The sequence below is a fragment of the Pseudomonas rosaeacicularis genome, assembly GCF_057128745.1.
The window spans coordinates 337174-354057 of the sequence record NZ_JBSKHT010000001.1 but is presented as its reverse complement, the minus strand read 5'-3'; the positions used below and the strand labels follow the sequence as shown (position 1 = coordinate 354057).

Annotated in this window: 15 protein-coding genes and 1 pseudogene; 4 read left to right on the top strand and 12 right to left on the bottom strand. The window is 59.6% G+C overall.

Annotated features, from left to right (window positions below):
• Positions 1–211: 211 nt before the first annotated feature.
• Together ACWKWM_RS01715 and ACWKWM_RS01710 are read left to right on the top strand one after the other, a co-directional pair.
• Entirely contained in the window at positions 212–850 is a 639-nt protein-coding gene (locus tag ACWKWM_RS01715; RefSeq protein WP_483844447.1) for a sigma-70 family RNA polymerase sigma factor, read from the top strand.
• Positions 847–1521 carry an anti-sigma factor gene (locus ACWKWM_RS01710; RefSeq protein WP_483844446.1) on the top strand — a complete coding sequence of 225 codons (675 nt, stop codon included), beginning with the start codon at positions 847–849 and terminating at the stop codon, positions 1519–1521. Before ACWKWM_RS01715 ends, ACWKWM_RS01710 begins: the two co-directional genes overlap by 4 nt.
• Positions 1522–1567: 46 nt before the next feature.
• Here ACWKWM_RS01710 and ACWKWM_RS01705 read toward each other — a convergent pair whose 3' ends face one another.
• From ACWKWM_RS01705 to ACWKWM_RS01660, 10 genes are all read right to left on the bottom strand, one after another.
• Positions 1568–2143 (bottom strand): DUF1190 domain-containing protein, encoded by a 576-nt coding sequence (locus ACWKWM_RS01705; protein ID WP_483844445.1) that lies wholly within the window; start codon positions 2141–2143, stop codon positions 1568–1570.
• Between the two features lie 214 nt (positions 2144–2357).
• Complete coding sequence (fdhA, locus tag ACWKWM_RS01700) at positions 2358–3557, bottom strand: formaldehyde dehydrogenase, glutathione-independent (protein WP_349797674.1); 1200 nt, start codon at positions 3555–3557, stop codon at positions 2358–2360.
• 129 nt (positions 3558–3686) lie between these two features.
• Positions 3687–4544, bottom strand: a complete 858-nt coding sequence (gene purU / locus ACWKWM_RS01695; protein ID WP_483844444.1) for a formyltetrahydrofolate deformylase — start codon at positions 4542–4544, stop codon at positions 3687–3689.
• 156 nt (positions 4545–4700) lie between these two features.
• Complete coding sequence (locus ACWKWM_RS01690) at positions 4701–5333, bottom strand: sarcosine oxidase subunit gamma (RefSeq protein WP_483844443.1); 633 nt, start codon at positions 5331–5333, stop codon at positions 4701–4703.
• A 139-nt stretch (positions 5334–5472) separates the two neighbouring features.
• The gene (locus ACWKWM_RS01685) at positions 5473–8493 is read right to left on the bottom strand and encodes a sarcosine oxidase subunit alpha (RefSeq protein ID WP_483844442.1); all 3021 of its coding nucleotides are present in this window, start codon (positions 8491–8493) and stop codon (positions 5473–5475) included.
• The gene (locus ACWKWM_RS01680; protein WP_483844441.1) at positions 8490–8804 is read right to left on the bottom strand and encodes a sarcosine oxidase subunit delta; all 315 of its coding nucleotides are present in this window, start codon (positions 8802–8804) and stop codon (positions 8490–8492) included. The genes ACWKWM_RS01685 and ACWKWM_RS01680 overlap by 4 nt, the downstream gene beginning before the upstream one ends.
• A 20-nt stretch (positions 8805–8824) precedes the next feature.
• Positions 8825–10075 (bottom strand): sarcosine oxidase subunit beta family protein, encoded by a 1251-nt coding sequence (locus ACWKWM_RS01675; protein WP_032628141.1) that lies wholly within the window; start codon positions 10073–10075, stop codon positions 8825–8827.
• Positions 10076–10090: 15 nt separating this feature from the next.
• Positions 10091–11344 (bottom strand): serine hydroxymethyltransferase, encoded by a 1254-nt coding sequence (gene glyA, locus ACWKWM_RS01670; protein WP_483844440.1) that lies wholly within the window; start codon positions 11342–11344, stop codon positions 10091–10093.
• Positions 11345–11785: 441 nt separating this feature from the next.
• Entirely contained in the window at positions 11786–13003 is a 1218-nt protein-coding gene (gene alaC / locus ACWKWM_RS01665; protein WP_483844439.1) for an alanine transaminase, read from the bottom strand.
• Between the two features lie 229 nt (positions 13004–13232).
• Positions 13233–13979 carry a TraX family protein gene (locus tag ACWKWM_RS01660; protein ID WP_483844438.1) on the bottom strand — a complete coding sequence of 249 codons (747 nt, stop codon included), beginning with the start codon at positions 13977–13979 and terminating at the stop codon, positions 13233–13235.
• A gap of 113 nt (positions 13980–14092) precedes the next feature.
• Here ACWKWM_RS01660 and ACWKWM_RS01655 point away from each other — a divergent pair, with 113 nt between their 5' ends.
• Positions 14093–15133: a threonine aldolase family protein gene (locus tag ACWKWM_RS01655; RefSeq protein WP_483844437.1), complete on the top strand. Its 1041-nt coding sequence runs from the start codon at positions 14093–14095 to the stop codon at positions 15131–15133.
• A gap of 147 nt (positions 15134–15280) precedes the next feature.
• Here ACWKWM_RS01655 and ACWKWM_RS01650 read toward each other — a convergent pair whose 3' ends face one another.
• On the bottom strand, positions 15281–15583 hold the full coding sequence (locus ACWKWM_RS01650; RefSeq protein ID WP_483844436.1) for a cell division protein ZapA: 303 nt from the start codon (positions 15581–15583) through the stop codon (positions 15281–15283).
• Positions 15580–15813 (bottom strand): hypothetical protein, encoded by a 234-nt coding sequence (locus ACWKWM_RS01645; protein ID WP_483844435.1) that lies wholly within the window; start codon positions 15811–15813, stop codon positions 15580–15582. The genes ACWKWM_RS01650 and ACWKWM_RS01645 overlap by 4 nt, the downstream gene beginning before the upstream one ends.
• A gap of 327 nt (positions 15814–16140) precedes the next feature.
• Here ACWKWM_RS01645 and ACWKWM_RS01640 point away from each other — a divergent pair.
• A pseudogene (locus tag ACWKWM_RS01640) lies at positions 16141–16863 on the top strand (MCP four helix bundle domain-containing protein); the annotation flags it as partial.
• Between the last annotated feature and the right edge of the window lie 21 nt (positions 16864–16884).

The following is a 16884-nucleotide window of genomic DNA, read 5'->3' as shown; positions in this document are numbered from 1 at the left end:
TTCATCCCAGCAACCTCATTGGCAAAAGATCCGGCAAAGCCGGCTAAACACGCGTTGGACCTTCTCAGAAAAAGAAGTTCCGGTCCTCCGTCGGCTGGGTGGGCCTGTATCGAAATACTCGCAGGCGGCTGCATCCGATATGCCACGGGCTGCGTATATCAAACATGGACCGAACCTAAGCCCATGCCCAGCCTCCAAGAGCGACACGACTGTGAATGGAACTACGGCCCAACCTGGACTAACCTGCCACTATCGTCGCCATCAGCGCAGCCGCGCTTCGCATTCTGGCTGGAGAACTGCTATTTCGCCCGTCGACACAGATGAACTCAGGCAACTGCTAGCGCAATGCTCACTGGGCAATCGTCGTGCTTTCGAAACCCTGTACCGCAAAACGTCCGGATATTTGTTCGCCGTGGCACTGCGCTGCATGGGCCAGCGTGATCTGGCCGAAGACGTATTACAGGAAGCTTTCGTGCGGATCTGGAACAGCGCCGCCCAATACGATGCCAACCTGTCGGCACCGATGACCTGGATGATCAGCATCACTCGCAACAAAGCCATCGACCAACTGCGCAAGCACCGTGAAGAGCCCCTCACCGACGAGCAGGCCCACGCGCTGTTTGATGAGGCGCCTTCAGCGCAGGAGCAGCTTGAAAGCCACCGCGACAACCATGCGCTGCAACGCTGCCTCGACACGCTGGAAACGATGCAGCGTCAGTCGATCATCACGGCTTACTTTCATGGCGCATCCCATGGGGATCTGACCACGCAACTGGCGGCGCCACTGGGCACGGTCAAATCGTGGATTCGCCGCGGCATGGAACGCTTGCGCAGGTGCCTGGAATCATGAACTACCAACGACCCGAACTGCGCCGCGCCCTCGCTGCCGATTACGCCATCGGCCTGATGCCGCTGACCGCCCGCAGGCGTTTTGAAAGCCTGTTGCTCGATGACCCGTCGTTGCAACGGGAATTGGCGCAATGGCAGGAATCTCTGGCCGGGCTGACTTCGTCCCTTGAACCGAAGGACGTGCCGGAACGCGTTTGGCAGGCCATCGTCGCGCGCATCGATCCGCAGGTGTTGCACGTTCCGGCACGACGCCCGTTCTGGAATTGGCTGCGGATTACGGCTGTGGCTTGTTCTGTGGTGGTTGCGGGGATTCTCGGCGTGATCTTCACCCGCGACACCGCCACGTTCAACGCAACCCTGGTCGCGACCAATCAACAGCCCGCCTTGGCCGTGCAAGCCTACGACCGCTACCTGAAAGTCGAGCCGCTGGCACTCGCGTCGGTCGAACCTGGGGGTAGCCTGGAACTGTGGGCCATTCCGGCCGATGGCGTACCGGTGTCGCTGGGCGTTATTCCCAACGACGGCAAGGGCCGCGTCGATCTAAGCGAACGTCAGCGCACGTTGATAGGCACGCCGACCACCCTGGCTATTACCCTGGAACCCCAAGGCGGCTCGCCTAGTGGCAAACCGACCGGACCGGTCTTGTATCAAGGGAAACTGGCATCGTTGTAGGAAGGTCTCTGGGTGTGGGATAGCGGCATAACCCGCATGCGGACGATCACGGCGCAACCGGCTCATACAGCCGCTGCGGCTCGAAAGCCCGCGCGAGCCTGCGGTCGCTCAACGCTGAACCCGGTTGAATCTCCGGGTGACGGCTGACGGCATGCTCGAAGTGCTGACCCGCTCGAAGTTTGTCGCGCAGCGTCGTCAGTTGTGAGCCGCCCTGACCATCGCGCTCCCAATACAACGGCTCACTGAAATAATGCGTGATACCTGAGGTCGAGCCACTGCCAAAAGCTGTGCCCAGTGATGAGCGTCGAGTCAACGAAAAGCCCGACAGCCAAGGGCTCCACAGCAGATACTTTGCCCCGGATGAGCACTCGTCGGGATAAAAATCGTTCTCGCACTCTTGCTCTTGGCGATAGGTCGGCACCGTCCTCAGGTGCTGGCGAAACGCCGAACGATACCCTGCGCGGCAGATATCGGCCGCAACCCCTGCCCACATGCAGGCATTGGCGTTTTCATAGAAAACCGTCGAGTAGATCCAGCGCGGTGCCGGGCGCGACAATTGCGCACTGGCCAGCGTACTGGTGAGACCCGCTATCAGCCAAAGTCCGAGAAGCGTCTGGATCAATATTCTTACGGCACAAACAAACATGTATTACCCACAGCCTGAAAAAATCGGGCCGGACAGATAACACAGCAAAAATGCGCTTGAAACGGCATGAAACAGAAGTCAAAAATTCCGTTCCAACTTGCGGAAAACCCCTACAGCCGTTGATCCAGAGACTTACCTGCATAATAAAAAAAGGGCGACCTCAGCCGCCCTTCCGTCCCGGCCTTGAGCGCTATGCCGCGCTGAACAACTTGTGTGGATCGATCACGAATTTCTTCGGTACGCCCGCATCGAATTCGCCGTAACCGCGCGGCGCGTCATCTAGGGTGATGACTTCGACACCGACAACATCGGCGATGTTAATGCGGTCCCACATGATCGCCTGCATCAGCTGACGGTTGTACTTCATGACCGGGGTCTGGCCAGTGTGGAAGCTGTGGGATTTGGCCCAACCCAGACCAAAGCGAATGCTCAGGCTGCCCATTTTCGCGGCAGCATCGACAGCGCCCGGATCTTCGGTGACATACAGGCCGGGAATACCGATCTTGCCTGCCACGCGCACCACGCCCATTAGCGAGTTGAGCACCGTTGCAGGGGCTTCGGCCTTGACGCCGTCATGACCGTGACCACGGGCTTCGAAGCCTACGGCGTCTACCGCGCAATCCACTTCAGGTTCGCCCAGCAGCGTCACGATCTGCTCGTGCAGCGGGGTGTCCTTGGACAGGTCGGCAATTTCAAAACCCTGAGCCTTGGCGTGAGCCAGACGTACCGGGTTGACGTCACCGACAATGACAACGGCAGCGCCCAGCAGGCGAGCCGACGCAGCGGCAGCCAGACCCACCGGGCCAGCACCTGCGATGTAAACGCTGCTGCCTGGGCCGACGCCGGCCGTCACCGCGCCGTGATAACCGGTCGGCAGAATGTCAGACAGGCAGGTGAGGTCGCGAATTTTTTCCATCGCCTTGTCGCGATCAGGCAGTTTGAGCAGGTTGAAGTCGGCGTACGGCACAAGCACATACTCAGCCTGGCCGCCTACCCAGTCGCCCATGTCGACGTAACCGTAGGCGCCACCGGGGCGAGCCGGATTGACGGTCAGGCACACGCCCGTGTGCTGTTCTTTGCAGGAGCGGCATAAGCCACATGCCACGTTGAAAGGTACAGAAACCAGATCGCCGATCTTGAGATTTTCGACGCCGGTGCCCATTTCGATCACTTCACCGGTGATCTCATGGCCCAGGACCAGACCGACCTGGGCGGTGGTGCGACCGCGCACCATGTGTTGGTCCGAGCCGCAGATGTTAGTGGAAACTACACGCAGGATGACACCGTGCTCGATCTTCTTGCCGCGCGGGTCCTGCATTTTGGGATAGTCGATTTTCTGTACTTCGACCTTGCCAGCGCCGAGATACACCACACCACGATTACCAGACATGCATGTCACCTCTTTATTTGTTGTTGTAGAAGAGAGTGGATCAAACCCTGTAGGAGCGAACTTGTTCGCGAGGCGGCTTACCTGACACACCGCGTAAATTCATCTCGCCAACAAGTTGGCTCCTACAGGTCAAAGGACAACCGTTCGATTGGCGTTCAAAAACACCCGCCGTTCTATGTGATACCCCACCGCACGCGCCAACGTCAGGCCTTCAATGTCGCGGCCTTTGGCGATCAGGTCTTCGGGGTAATGGCTGTGATCCACCGCCTCGACGCCCTGCGCAATGATTGGACCTTCGTCCAGATCGTTGTTGATGTAATGCGCCGTCGCGCCGACCAGTTTCACGCCCTTGTTGTAGGCCTGATGATACGGCTTGGCGCCCTTGAACCCTGGCAACAACGAGTGATGAATATTGATCGCCTTGCCATCGAGCTTGCGGCACAGGTCCGGAGACAGCACTTGCATGTAGCGCGCGAGCACCACCAGTTCGGCGCCGGACTCCTCAATCACCTGCCAGACCTTAGCTTCCTGCGCGGGCTTGTCGTTGGGATCGAGAGGGAAATGGTAGTAGGGAATTTCGTGCCAGCGCGCCAGAGGTTCGAGATCGGGGTGATTGGACACCACGGCGACCACGTCCATGGACAGCTGATTGATGCGCTGGCGGTAGAGCAAGTCGTTGAGGCAATGATCGGCCTTGGAGACCATGATCACCACTTTTGGCCGGTAGTTGGGCGCCGTCAGCTCGAAAATCATGCCAAAGGATTGTCCGCGTTCGGCCAGCCCTGCCCTGAAGGCCTGCTCGTCGAAGCCGTCGGGCTGACGAAATTCCACACGAATGAAGAAGCGGCTGGACAGACGGTCATCGAACGAATGGTGCTCGGTGACGTAGCAGCCCTGTTCGAACAGGTAGCGCGTCACCGCATCCACCGTGCCCAGTACGCTGGGGCAATCGGCGGTCAAAATCCATGTGTCGGGGGCGCGGCTCATATTGATTCCTTAGGTCACGAAACTGCGCGATGAACGCAAATTCATTGTGGGAGCGGACCTGTCCGCGAAGACCATCTGCCAGACGATGGATATTTATCTGACCCGCTGGCCTCTTCGCGGACAGATCCGCTCCCACAGGTTTTGTATCAGCCGTTATTACTCAACAATGGCGAGGCCATATTCCGCACTCGCATCCTGCAACCACAGCCACCAGTAATCAGCGAAGCTGCGGCGGATGACCAGCTCCCAGGTTTCTTCGCCGGTACGGCGGATGACCAGTTGGGATTTGGCGAACACAGTGCCAATCGCTTTGCCCACCGGAAAGCTGTCCGGGTGCACGTCGTAGCTGGTGGATTTCATCAACACTTCACGGACTTTCGGGCCGGTCAGTTCCAGCAGTGATTGCCCGCCGCTGACGTTGACGACCGCGATGTGCAGGCCATCCAACGCTTCACGCAGTTTCTGCTCGGCAGCGAACTCTTCGCCACTTGGCACGATCAGCAACCATTCATCCGGCCCGAGCCATTGGATCGAGCTTTCGCCGCTGACCACCATTGCCAGCGCGCTTGGCAATTCCATGCCCAGAGCTTTGTGTACGCCAGCAGCAAAAGCGGCGTCATGGCCATTGCCACGAATCGTCAGGTGGCCCAGCAGTTTCTTCTCGCGAATGGTCACGCCAGCGTTGGCGCGGCCCTTGCCGACCAGGCTGTTGAGGTCAGCGTGAAACAACGGTGACTCGGCTTTCGCGCCGGTCGTTGGCCGTTGTTGGTAAACGTTGGCTGTGGTCATAGAGCACCTTTCCTGAATTCTGTAGTGAACGTAGATTCTGTAGGAGCCAACTTGTTGGCGAGGCAGGCGACGCGGTGTATCAGGGCGCCCGCCTCGCGAACAAGTTCGCTCCTACAGAGAAATCACCAGCCCGGCGGGCTTATTCCACGTTCTGCTGCTCACCCTTCGGATCGAAGAACACCGAGGACACGATTTCGGCTTCGATGACGCTGCCATCCGCTTGCGGCGAGAACACCCGCTCACCCATGCGCTTCAGCCCGCCTTTCACCACGCCCATCGCGAACGAATAACCCAGGGAGTTGGCCGCATAGCTCGACGTGACGTGACCGACCATGGTCATCGGGATCGACTGTTTGGGGTCGAACACCAGTTGCGCGCCTTCCGGCAGCCACTTGTTCGGATCAATCGGCTTCAAGCCCACCAGCTGCTTGCGCTGATCGCGCACGCAGTCTTCGCGGTTCATGCCGCGCTGGCCGATCCACGAGAACGGCTTGGTGCGACCGACACACCAGCCCATGTTCAGATCGTCCGGGGTCATCGAGCCGTCGGTGTCCTGACCGACGATGATGAAACCCTTCTCGGCCCGCAGCACGTGCATGGTCTCGGTGCCGTACGGCGTCAGGTTGTACTTCTTGCCCGCCTCGATGATTTTTTCCAGAACACCCATGGCGTAGTCGGCCTGGACGTTCACTTCGTAGGAAAGCTCACCTGTAAACGAAATCCGGAACACCCGCGCCGGTACGCCACCGACCAAACCTTCTTTCCAGGTCATGAAAGGAAATTCTTCACGGCCCAAGTCCATGTCAGTCACTTCGGCCAGCAGCTTGCGGCTGTTGGGGCCCGACAAGGTCATGGTCGCGTAGTGGTCGGTCACGGAGGTGAAGTAAACCTTCAGGTCCGGCCATTCGGTTTGTTGGTAGATTTCCAGCCATTGCAGCACGCGTGCAGCGCCACCGGTCGTGGTGGTCATTATGAAGTGGTTGTCGGCAACGCAGGCGGTCACGCCGTCGTCGAACACCATGCCATCTTCTTTGCACATCAGGCCATAACGCGCCTTGCCCACATCGAGCTTGGTCCAGGCGTTGGTGTAGATGCGGTTAAGAAACTCCCGCGCATCCGGCCCTTGAATGTCGATCTTGCCCAGGGTGGAGGCGTCCAGCAGGCCGACGCTTGCACGCACGGCTTTGCATTCGCGGGCGACGGCGGCGTGGATGTCTTCACCGGCTTTGGGGAAGTACCACGGACGTTTCCACTGGCCGACGTCTTCGAATTCGGCGCCATTGCGCACATGCCAGGCGTGCAGCGCAGTGAAGCGCACAGGCTCGAAAATGTGACCGCAGTGACGACCGGCCACAGCGCCGAAGGTCACGGGCGTGTAGTTGGGGCGGAACATGGTGGTGCCCATCTCCGGGATGGTCACGTTCAGCGAGCGGGCCGCGATGGCCAGACCGTTGACGTTGCCCAGCTTGCCCTGATCGGTGCCGAAACCCAGCGCGGTGTAGCGTTTGACGTGCTCGACCGACTCAAAACCTTCGCGGGTCGCCAGTTCGATGGCGGCAGCGGTGACGTCGTTCTGCAGGTCGACGAACTGCTTCGGCGCGCGGGCAGTGGCTTTGTCGTGGGGCACCTGGAACAGCGCCAGCGTCGGTTCTTCAACGCGGCTCAAGGCTTTTGGGAGCACGCCTTCGACCACTTTGAAACCGGCTTCGCTGGCAGCGCGCACGCCACCTTCGAAACCGTCAGCCAGTGCATCGCCCAAGGCGTAGACGCCATTCACGCCGCCGACGCACACGCGTTTTTGCGGTGCTTCGCCCGGTACGAAACCGAGGATGTCTTCACGCCAGACCGGCTTGCCACCCAAGTGCGAGGCCAAGTGAACGATAGGGCTGTAGCCACCGGAGCTGGCGATCAGGTCGCAATCGAGCCATTCGCCTGGGCTGGTGACTTTGTGGGCTTTGACGTCAATGGCGCAGACACGGGCGGCAGTCACGCGCTTGCTGCCACGGGCTTCGGTCACGGCGCTGCCAGTCAGGATGCGAATCCCCTTGGCGCGCGCTTCTTCAACCAGCGCGCCGCGCGGGTTATGACGGGCATCAGTAATGGCCACCACTTGCAGGCTGGCGTCGAGCCAATCCAAAGCAACGCGGTAGGCGTGATCGTTGTTGGTGGTCAGCACCAGCTTTTTGCCCGGTGCGACGCCGTAACGACGCACGTAGGTGGAAACCGCGCCGGCCAGCATGTTGCCCGGCACGTCGTTGTTGCCGTAGACCAGAGGACGTTCGTGAGTACCGGACGCCAACACCACGCGCTTGGCGCGGACACGGTGCATGCGCTGACGCACCTGGCCAATCGGCGCGCGATCGCCGAGGTGATCGGTCAGGCGCTCGTGAATGGTCAGGAAGTTGTGATCGTGGTAGCCGTTGACGGTGGCGCGAGGCAGCAGCACCACGTTAGGCAAACTTTTGAGTTCGGCAACAACGGTGGCGACCCATTCAGCAGCCGGCTTTCCGTCCAGGCTCTCGCGAGAATCCAGCAGACTGCCGCCGAATTCTTCCTGTTCATCAGCCAAGATCACACGGGCGCCGCTGCGAGCCGAAGCCAGTGCAGCCGCAAGTCCAGCAGGGCCTGCGCCGACGATCAGCACGTCGCAGTGCTGGTTAAAGTTGTCGTAGGAATCCGGATCGATTTCAGTCGGCGAACGACCAAGACCTGCCGCCTTACGGATGTACTTCTCGTAAGTCATCCAGAACGATTGCGGGTACATGAAGGTTTTGTAGTAGAAGCCCGGCGGCATCAGCTTGCCGCCGACCTTGCCCAGAATCCCCATCATGTCGGTGTTGACGCTCGGCCAACCGTTGGTGCTGGTGGCGACCAGGCCCGAATACAGTGCTTGCTGAGTGGCACGCACGTTGGGGATCTGGGTGGCTTCGGTGGCGCCGATCTGCAACACCGCATTCGGCTCTTCGGAACCGGCGGCGAAAATGCCCCGAGGACGCGAATACTTGAAGCTGCGGCCAATGATGTCAACGCCATTGGCCAGCAAGGCTGCGGCCAAAGTGTCGCCTTCAAAGCCCTGATACACCTGACCGTTGAAGGTGAAATTCAGCACCTTGCTGCGGTCGATGCGGCCACCATTGGGCAGTCGATTGTTCTGGCTCATACCTTGTCTCCGCGACCGACAGCAGGCGCCTGATTGACGAACTGCGGCTTGGTGCCAATCAGATAGGTTTCGAGAATCTCGTACGTCACGGTGTCACGCGTGGCGTTGAAGTACTGACGGCAACCGGCGGCATGAATCCACAGTTCGTGGTGCAGGCCGCGCGGGTTGTCGCGGAAGAACATGTAGTCGCCCCACTCGGCGTCGGTGCAGGCAGCCGGGTCCAGCGGACGCGGGATATGAGCCTGACCTGACGCGTGGAATTCCTCTTCGGAGCGCAGTTCGCCACAGTGAGGACAGAAGATGTGCAGCATGGGATTTCTCCTGTGAGTGGTTAGTGCGCGACCGCGGCAGCGCCGTGTTCGTCAATGAGAGCGCCGTTGTGGAACCGGTCGATGGAAAACGGTTTAGCCAGTGGGTGCATTTCGCCTTTCGCCAGGCTTGCGGCAAACACGTTGCCCGAGCCCGGTGTGGCTTTGAAACCACCGGTGCCCCAACCGCAGTTGAAGAACATGTTCGGCACAGGCGTCTTGGAAATGATCGGGCAGGCGTCCGGCGTGGTGTCGACGATGCCGCCCCACTGACGGTTCATGCGCACGCGGGACAACACCGGGAACATCTCGACGATGGCCTGAATAGTGTGTTCGATCACCGGGTACGAACCGCGCTGGCCATAGCCGACCCAGCCGTCGATACCGGCGCCGATCACCAGGTCGCCCTTGTCGGACTGGCTGATGTAACCGTGTACGGCGTTGGACATGATGACGCTGTCGATAATCGGCTTGATCGGCTCAGACACCAGCGCTTGCAGCGGGTGAGATTCGATCGGCAGGCGGAAGCCCGCCAGTTTGGCCATATGACCGGAGTTACCCGCTGTCACCACACCGACGCGCTTGGCGCCGATGAAGCCCTTGTTGGTTTCAACGCCGATGCACACGCCGTTTTCCTTACGAAAACCGGTGACTTCGGTTTGCTGGATCAAATCCACGCCCAACGCATCGGCAGCGCGGGCAAAGCCCCAGGCTACGGCGTCGTGACGTGCTACACCGCCGCGACGTTGCACGGTCGCGCCGATGATCGGGTAACGGGTATTTTTAGAGCAGTCCAGGTACGGAATTTCGTCCGCCACTTGCTTGCCGTTGAGCAGTTCGCCATCGACGCCGTTGAGGCGGTTGGCACTGACGCGGCGCTCGGAATCACGCATGTCTTGCAGGGTGTGGCACAGGTTGTACACGCCGCGCTGCGAGAACATGACGTTGTAGTTCAGGTCCTGAGACAGGCCTTCCCACAGTTTCATCGCGTGTTCGTACAGGTGAGCGGATTCGTCCCACAGGTAGTTGGAGCGCACGATGGTGGTGTTACGCGCGGTGTTGCCGCCGCCCAACCAGCCCTTCTCGACCACGGCCACATTGGTGATGCCGTGTTCTTTGGCCAGGTAGTACGCCGTCGCCAGACCGTGACCGCCGCCGCCGACGATGACCACGTCGTAGACCTTTTTCGGGGTCGGCGTGCGCCACATGCGCTGCCAGTTTTCGTGGTGGCTGAGGGAGTGTTTCAGAAGGCCGAAGCCTGAGTAATGCTGCATGGTGCTACTCCTGACTCAGCGGTAAACCGGGAAATCGGCGCACAGGGCGGCAACCTGACCGGCCACATTGGCCTCGACATCGGCGTCGCCGAGATTGTCGAGGATGTCGCAGATCCAGCCGGCCAGCGTAATGCACTGGGTCACTTTGAAGCCGCGGGTGGTGACGGCCGGGGTGCCGATGCGCAGGCCCGAGGTCACGAACGGCGATTGTGGATCGTTGGGTACCGAGTTCTTGTTGACGGTGATGTGAGCGCGACCCAATGCGGCGTCGGCCTCTTTACCGGTCAGGCCCTGGCGAATCAGGCTGACGAGGAACAGGTGGTTGTCGGTACCGCCGGACACCACATCAAAACCACGATCGATGAACACTTGCGCCATGGCCTGGGCGTTATCGATCACTTGCTGCTGGTACGCCTTGAACGTCGGCTCCATGGCTTCTTTGAAGCACACGGCCTTGGCGGCGATGACGTGCATCAGCGGGCCGCCCTGACCACCGGGGAACACGGCGGAGTTGAATTTCTTTTCCAGTTCTTCGTTGGCTTTTGCCAGGATCAGACCGCCACGAGGACCGCGCAGGGTTTTGTGGGTGGTGGTGGTCACAACGTCGGCGTACGGCAGCGGGTTCGGGTACAGACCCGCAGCAACCAGACCGGCAACGTGGGCCATGTCGACGAAGAAGTAGGCGCCCACCTTGTCAGCGATTTCGCGGAAACGCGGGAAATCCAGAGTTTTCGAGTAAGCCGAGAAGCCGGCGATGATCATTTTCGGCTTGTGCTCGACGGCCAGACGCTCGACTTCGTCGTAATCGATCAGGCCAGTGGTGGTGTCGATGCCGTATTGGACAGCGTTGTAGAGCTTGCCCGAGAAACTGACTTTGGCGCCGTGGGTCAGGTGACCGCCGTGGGCCAGGCTCATGCCCAGCACGGTGTCGCCTGCATTGAGCAGGGCCAAATAAACAGCGGCGTTGGCCTGGCTGCCGGAGTGCGGTTGAACGTTGGCGTAATCGGCGCCGAACAGTTGCTTGGCGCGGTCGATGGCCAGTTGCTCGACCTTATCGACGTGCTCGCAACCGCCGTAGTAACGCTTGCCCGGATAACCTTCGGCGTATTTGTTGGTCAGGCCGCTGCCTTGAGCTTCCATCACGCGCTGGCTGGTGTAGTTCTCCGAGGCGATCAGCTCAATGTGATCTTCCTGACGCTGCTCTTCGGCATTCATCGCCGCCAGCAGTGCATCGTCGTAACCCTGGATTTGGTCTTGCTTGCTGAACATCGCGGTTCTCCCAGCGGCGGCGCGGCGCCTGACTTTTCGGTAGGGCGTGTGGAATGCCCCTTGGAAGCGATGGTAGGGCCGACGCCCACTGGCTAGATGCCTACGGGCGCCACGCAAAGGTGCGTTTACGACATGGGTTGGCGGGGAGGGATAAATGATCTGCTCGGACCTGTGATTTCGTCTCGGCTTGCGGCGACCTGCTTTTGATTCTGCCCGGAGGGCGTAGGAGTCCGGCTTGCCGACGACCTGCCGGGGACCGGCAGCAAGCCCTTAAAATGCGGTGTGTTAGGGGGACGCTGCTTTCAGGTTTCATGACGGCTTCGCCGCCAATCGTCGGCAAGCCGGACTCCTACGCCCTCCGGGCAGAAGCGGGAACGAGAAACGCAGTACACATGAAAATCCCCGGTCGAGGCCGGGGATTTTGTAAGGCGAATGTCGCAATCAGACCGATTTAGCCGGCAACTGCCCATCAGCCCTGAACATGCTGCGAATGCCGCGTACGGCCTGACGAATCCGGTCCTGATTCTCGATCAGGGCGAAACGCACGTGATCGTCGCCGTATTCACCAAAACCGACACCGGGCGAGACGCAGACTTTTGCCTCCAGCAGCATCTTCTTGGCGAACTCCAGCGAGCCCATGGCGGCGTAAGCCTCGGGGATCTTGGCCCAGACGTACATCGACGCTTTCGGGTTTTCGACCATCCAGCCCAGCTCATGCAGGCCCTTGACCAACACGTTGCGGCGCTGGCGATATTGCTCGGCGATGTCGAGCACGCATTGCTGATCGCCTTCCAGCGCAGCAATCGCGGCCACTTGCAGCGGCGTAAACGTGCCGTAGTCGTGATAGCTCTTGATCCGCGCGAGCGCGTTGACCAGTTCCGGGTTGCCGACCATGAAACCGATGCGCCAGCCCGCCATGTTGTAGCTCTTGGACAGGGTGAAAAACTCGACAGCGATGTCCTTGGCACCGGGCACCTGCATGATCGACGGGGCTTTCCAGCCGTCGTAGACGATGTCGGCATAAGCCAAGTCGTGTACTACCAGCACGTCGTACTGCTTGGCCAGCGCCACCACGCGTTCGAAGAAATCCAGCTCGACGCACTGCGCGGTCGGGTTGGACGGGAAGCCCAGAATCATCATCTTCGGCTTGGGGATCGAACCGCGAATGGCTTTTTCCAGCTCGGCGAAGAAGTCCACACCCGGTATTAGCGGCACCGAACGCACCTGGGCGCCAGCAATCACGGCGCCATAAATGTGAATCGGGTAGCTGGGGTTCGGTACAAGGACGGTATCGCCCTGATCCAGCGTCGCCAGCATCAAATGCGCCAGGCCCTCTTTGGAGCCGATGGTGACGATGGCTTCGGTTTCAGGGTCGATGTCGACCTCGTAGCGTTTTTTATACCAGTTGGAAATCGCCCGACGCAGACGCGGGATGCCACGCGAAGTCGAATAGCCATGCGTGTCTTCACGTTGGGCGACAGTGACTAGTTTTTCGACGATGTGCGGCGGGGTTGGCCCGTCGGGGTTGCCCATGCTCAGGTCGATGATGTCTTCACCACGACGGCGGGCAGCCATTTTAAGCTCGGCAGTGATGTTGAAGACGTAAGGGGGGAGTCGATCGATGCGCGCAAAACGGCGCGGCGAAGCGTGGTCAGCCATGTGAGCCTCAGAAAACGTAAGCGCCCGGAACCGTCCGAGCGACGCAGGCCACTGCGGTGGCCTGTGCGCAAGATAATGGCGCGGGTGGCGGTTTGTCTATCGGGATTTCAAGCCGAACTCGTCTTCTGTTGGAGCGAGGCTTGCCCGCGAAGCTGCGACCCGGTTTCGCCTGACACACCGCGTTTTGGACTTCGCGGGCAAGCCTCGCTCCAACAAGAGTTACAGCCCGTCAAAGCGCAAGCATCTGCCGCACACCCAGCAGCAGCAAAAAATGCACGGGGTAGATCGCATAAGCCCATCGCCTCATGGGCAGGACAGCAAACGGAGGCTGCACGCGCAACAGCGCAATCCCTAACAACGGCCCGATCAGGCAAAAAATCAGCGCACCCACCGAAATCGGATCGCCCCACTGCGCCCCATCGATGATCTGCCGCCAGGCATTGCTGAACAGGCATACCACGCCGGGGATGATCGCCAGCCAGACAGGCCGCCTGAGCACTAGCAAACATGCCAGCGGCAGCAGCACGCCAAAGGCCCCGAACATCAGGTGCTCGCTGAACAACACACCGATCCCCAACGCGAGAAGCCCCAATATACGAACCGACCAAGCACGCCCTACCCAGCCCTGCGCCACCAACAACCCCAACGCCAGCGTCGGCAGCACGTTCAGCGTGTAGGCCTCGTCCGTCATGAACAGTCGATACGGCACCTCCGCTACGACAGCGAACACCGCCAGCCACGCCAGATACTTCCATTGAACCAAAGGCTCAGCGTCATCGGTCCGACTGCGCGCCAGGTTCAATGCGATCGCCAGGCAAAACCACGGAAACGCCAGCCGACCCGGCACGTACAGCCAGTCTGCGTGCCAGCCGACATAACGCAGGTGGTCCATGACCATGCTGAGCATCGCCAGCCACTTGAGCAGGTCCAGCGCCTTGTTGCGCCCATGGTTCATCGGGATATTCGCGTCAGTCATGCCGTTCCAATACCTGCTCTATGAGTAGCAATGACAACGCTCGATAACAGGGCATGACCGACACCCCCGTTGTTGGTTAAAGTCGCACCCTATTCGTTTACAGGGAACCGGCCATGACAGACCAAAGCCAGCAGTTTGCCAGCGACAACTATTCGGGAATCTGCCCGGAAGCCTGGGCGGCGATGGAGCAAGCCAACCACGGTCATCAACGCGCTTACGGCGACGATCAATGGACCGCCCGTGCCGCCGATCAATTCCGTCAGCTGTTCGAAACCGATTGCGAAGTGTTTTTTGCCTTCAACGGCACAGCCGCCAACTCCTTGGCCCTTTCGTCGCTGTGCCAGAGTTATCACAGCGTCATCTGTTCGGAAACTGCCCACGTCGAGACCGATGAATGCGGCGCGCCGGAATTCTTTTCCAATGGCTCCAAACTGCTGACTGCTCGCAGTGAGAACGGCAAGCTGACGCCGGAATCGATTCGCGAAGTGGCGCTCAAACGCGCTGATATTCACTACCCCAAACCCCGCGTCGTAACGCTGACCCAGGCCACAGAAGTGGGCAGCGTGTACCAGCCCGACGAGCTGAAGGCCATCAGCGCGACCTGCAAAGAACTGGGTCTGAACCTGCACATGGACGGCGCGCGCTTCGCCAACGCCTGCGCGTACCTGGGCTGCTCACCGGCTGAGTTGACCTGGAAATCCGGAATCGACGTGCTGTGCTTCGGCGGCACCAAGAACGGCATGGCGGTGGGCGAGGCGATTTTGTTCTTCAACCACAAGCTGGCCGAGGACTTCGACTATCGCTGCAAACAGGCGGGGCAACTGGCGTCGAAGATGCGCTTCTTGTCCGCGCCGTGGGTGGGTTTGCTGGAAAACGATGCGTGGCTAAAACACGCTCGTCACGCCAACAGCTGCGCGCAACTGCTGGCGGAACTGGTGAAGGATATTCCGGGGGTTGAGCTGATGTTCCCAGTGCAGGCCAACGGGGTGTTCCTGCAACTGTCCGAAGCGGCTATTGCGGCGCTGACGGCCAAGGGCTGGCGTTTCTATACCTTTATCGGCAACGGCGGTGCGCGCTTCATGTGCTCGTGGGACACCGAAGAAGCCCGCGTGCGAGAGCTGGCTGCGGATATTCGGGTGGTGATGAGCGCCTGACCAAAAACGGCACGATTCAAAACCGTGGGAGCGGACCTGTCCGCGAATGCTTAGGTACAGCCGATACATCTGTCTTGGCTGTCCCGACCTCTTCGCGGACAGGTCCGCTCCCACGGTTCGTGGTCAGCAGGGAAATTGGTAAAACCGTTAAACCTGCCCGATCGCCTTTGAAATCACATCAACCGTCGCGCTCACCTGTTGCTGGCAGCGTTCCAGCTCTTCGGCGTGCTGCTTTTTCAACTCGACCTGCTTCGAACACAGATTCAGCGCCGCCAGCACCAGCAAGCGGTCGCCGATCAGCGTCGGGTAATTACGCTTGGTTTCTGCCAGCGCGGTCTTGAGCATGATCACGGCGTCAGAAAGCGCCTGCTCTTGTCCTTCCGGGGCCTTGATCGAGTAGTCGTTGCCCAGAATGGAAACGACGTTCACCCCTTCCTCATTGATGATCATGCGCTGACGGCGTTAACGCCGGTCGCGCGGTCAACCAACGCCTGAATACGCGCGGCAGTGGCGCCGTGCTTGTCTTCCTGTTCCATCAGGCTCAGTTGCAGGCTGTCGTTGTCATCCTTGGCTTGCGCCAACTCAGTGGCGAGTTGCGCGTTTGTGTTTTGCAGGTCCTGGTTCTGCTGTACCAGGTCACCGACAAGTTGTTCCAACTGGCTTAGGGATGCTTCCAACATTTTGAATTCTCAAGCAAATTTCAACGGGCGCGTACGATAAAGAAAAGACGCTGTTCACACCAGAACCATCGGGGGTTAGGCCCCAGGTAATACTCCGGCCATTCAGCGCCGTTAGATCTTCAGTGACGAAAACGCATAAGGGCCCTGTTGACTGCGTTTTTGGCATCTTGTTCCTGCTGTTCGTCAGACCGTGACAAAAGCGCACACCCCGCCAATCCGGGTAAACCGCGGCTCAAGAGTTTCGCTGCATGACCGATAGGTTAAGCAACTCCCCCGGTTTCTCTTCGCCCCGCCGCACGGAACGCGTGCTCCTTTTCAGGTACTGACATGTCTCTGCGTAATATCAACATCGCGCCTCGCGCGTTCCTCGGGTTTTCCATCATCGGCCTGCTGATGCTGGTCCTCGGCGTGTTCGCGCTGACCCAGATGAGCAAAATCAACGACGCTACCAACCGGATTGCGCTTAATACCGTGCCGAGCATCAAGAGCATCGACAAACTCACCGAGGCCATCGTTCGCTTGCGGGTGTTGTCGTATCGCCTGTTGCTCAATCGCGAAGACAGTACTGTTGAGAAAACTCTCGAGTTGCTGACCACGCGTAATCGCCAGATCGACGAGGCGCAGAACAACTACATTAAGTTGATTGACGGCCCAGTGGAAAAAGCTGCTTACGACCAGTATGCGTCGTTACTCGCCGAATACCGTCAGCTGGAAAGCCAGATGAGGTCCCTGAGCCAGGCCAACAAACTGGACGAACTCGCCAATCTGCTGAACGTCGGTTTGCAAAACAACTCGGACCAGATGAATACCGTGCTGGCCAAGCTGGTTGAGATCAACACTCAACAGATGAACGAAGCCAACAAGGCTGCAACTGATCAATACGCCAGCGCTTTCAACATGGTCGTGGGGCTGCTCATCGTCGCAACCATCCTGACGATACTGTTTGCCTGGTTACTCACCAAGAGCATTACCCAGCCTATCGCCGCGGCTTTGAACGCCGCCGAAGAAATTGCCGAAGGCGACCTGACACGCACCATCAAAGCCGACGGCACCGACGAAGCAGGTCGCCTG

Bases quoted from the DNA above. Each gene is read 5' to 3' on its own strand.
- ACWKWM_RS01710 (WP_483844446.1), top strand. From the start codon at position 847: ATGAACTACCAACGACCCGAACTGCGCCGCGCCCTCGCTGCCGATTAC.
- fdhA (WP_349797674.1), bottom strand. From the start codon at position 3,557: ATGTCTGGTAATCGTGGTGTGGTGTATCTCGGCGCTGGCAAGGTCGAA.
- purU (WP_483844444.1), bottom strand. From the start codon at position 4,544: ATGAGCCGCGCCCCCGACACATGGATTTTGACCGCCGATTGCCCCAGC.
- ACWKWM_RS01690 (WP_483844443.1), bottom strand. From the start codon at position 5,333: ATGACCACAGCCAACGTTTACCAACAACGGCCAACGACCGGCGCGAAA.
- ACWKWM_RS01685 (WP_483844442.1), bottom strand. From the start codon at position 8,493: ATGAGCCAGAACAATCGACTGCCCAATGGTGGCCGCATCGACCGCAGC.
- ACWKWM_RS01680 (WP_483844441.1), bottom strand. From the start codon at position 8,804: ATGCTGCACATCTTCTGTCCTCACTGTGGCGAACTGCGCTCCGAAGAG.
- ACWKWM_RS01675 (WP_032628141.1), bottom strand. From the start codon at position 10,075: ATGCAGCATTACTCAGGCTTCGGCCTTCTGAAACACTCCCTCAGCCAC.
- glyA (WP_483844440.1), bottom strand. From the start codon at position 11,344: ATGTTCAGCAAGCAAGACCAAATCCAGGGTTACGACGATGCACTGCTG.
- alaC (WP_483844439.1), bottom strand. From the start codon at position 13,003: ATGGCTGACCACGCTTCGCCGCGCCGTTTTGCGCGCATCGATCGACTC.
- ACWKWM_RS01660 (WP_483844438.1), bottom strand. From the start codon at position 13,979: ATGACTGACGCGAATATCCCGATGAACCATGGGCGCAACAAGGCGCTG.
- ACWKWM_RS01655 (WP_483844437.1), top strand. From the start codon at position 14,093: ATGACAGACCAAAGCCAGCAGTTTGCCAGCGACAACTATTCGGGAATC.
- ACWKWM_RS01650 (WP_483844436.1), bottom strand. From the start codon at position 15,583: ATGATCATCAATGAGGAAGGGGTGAACGTCGTTTCCATTCTGGGCAAC.
- ACWKWM_RS01645 (WP_483844435.1), bottom strand. From the start codon at position 15,813: ATGTTGGAAGCATCCCTAAGCCAGTTGGAACAACTTGTCGGTGACCTG.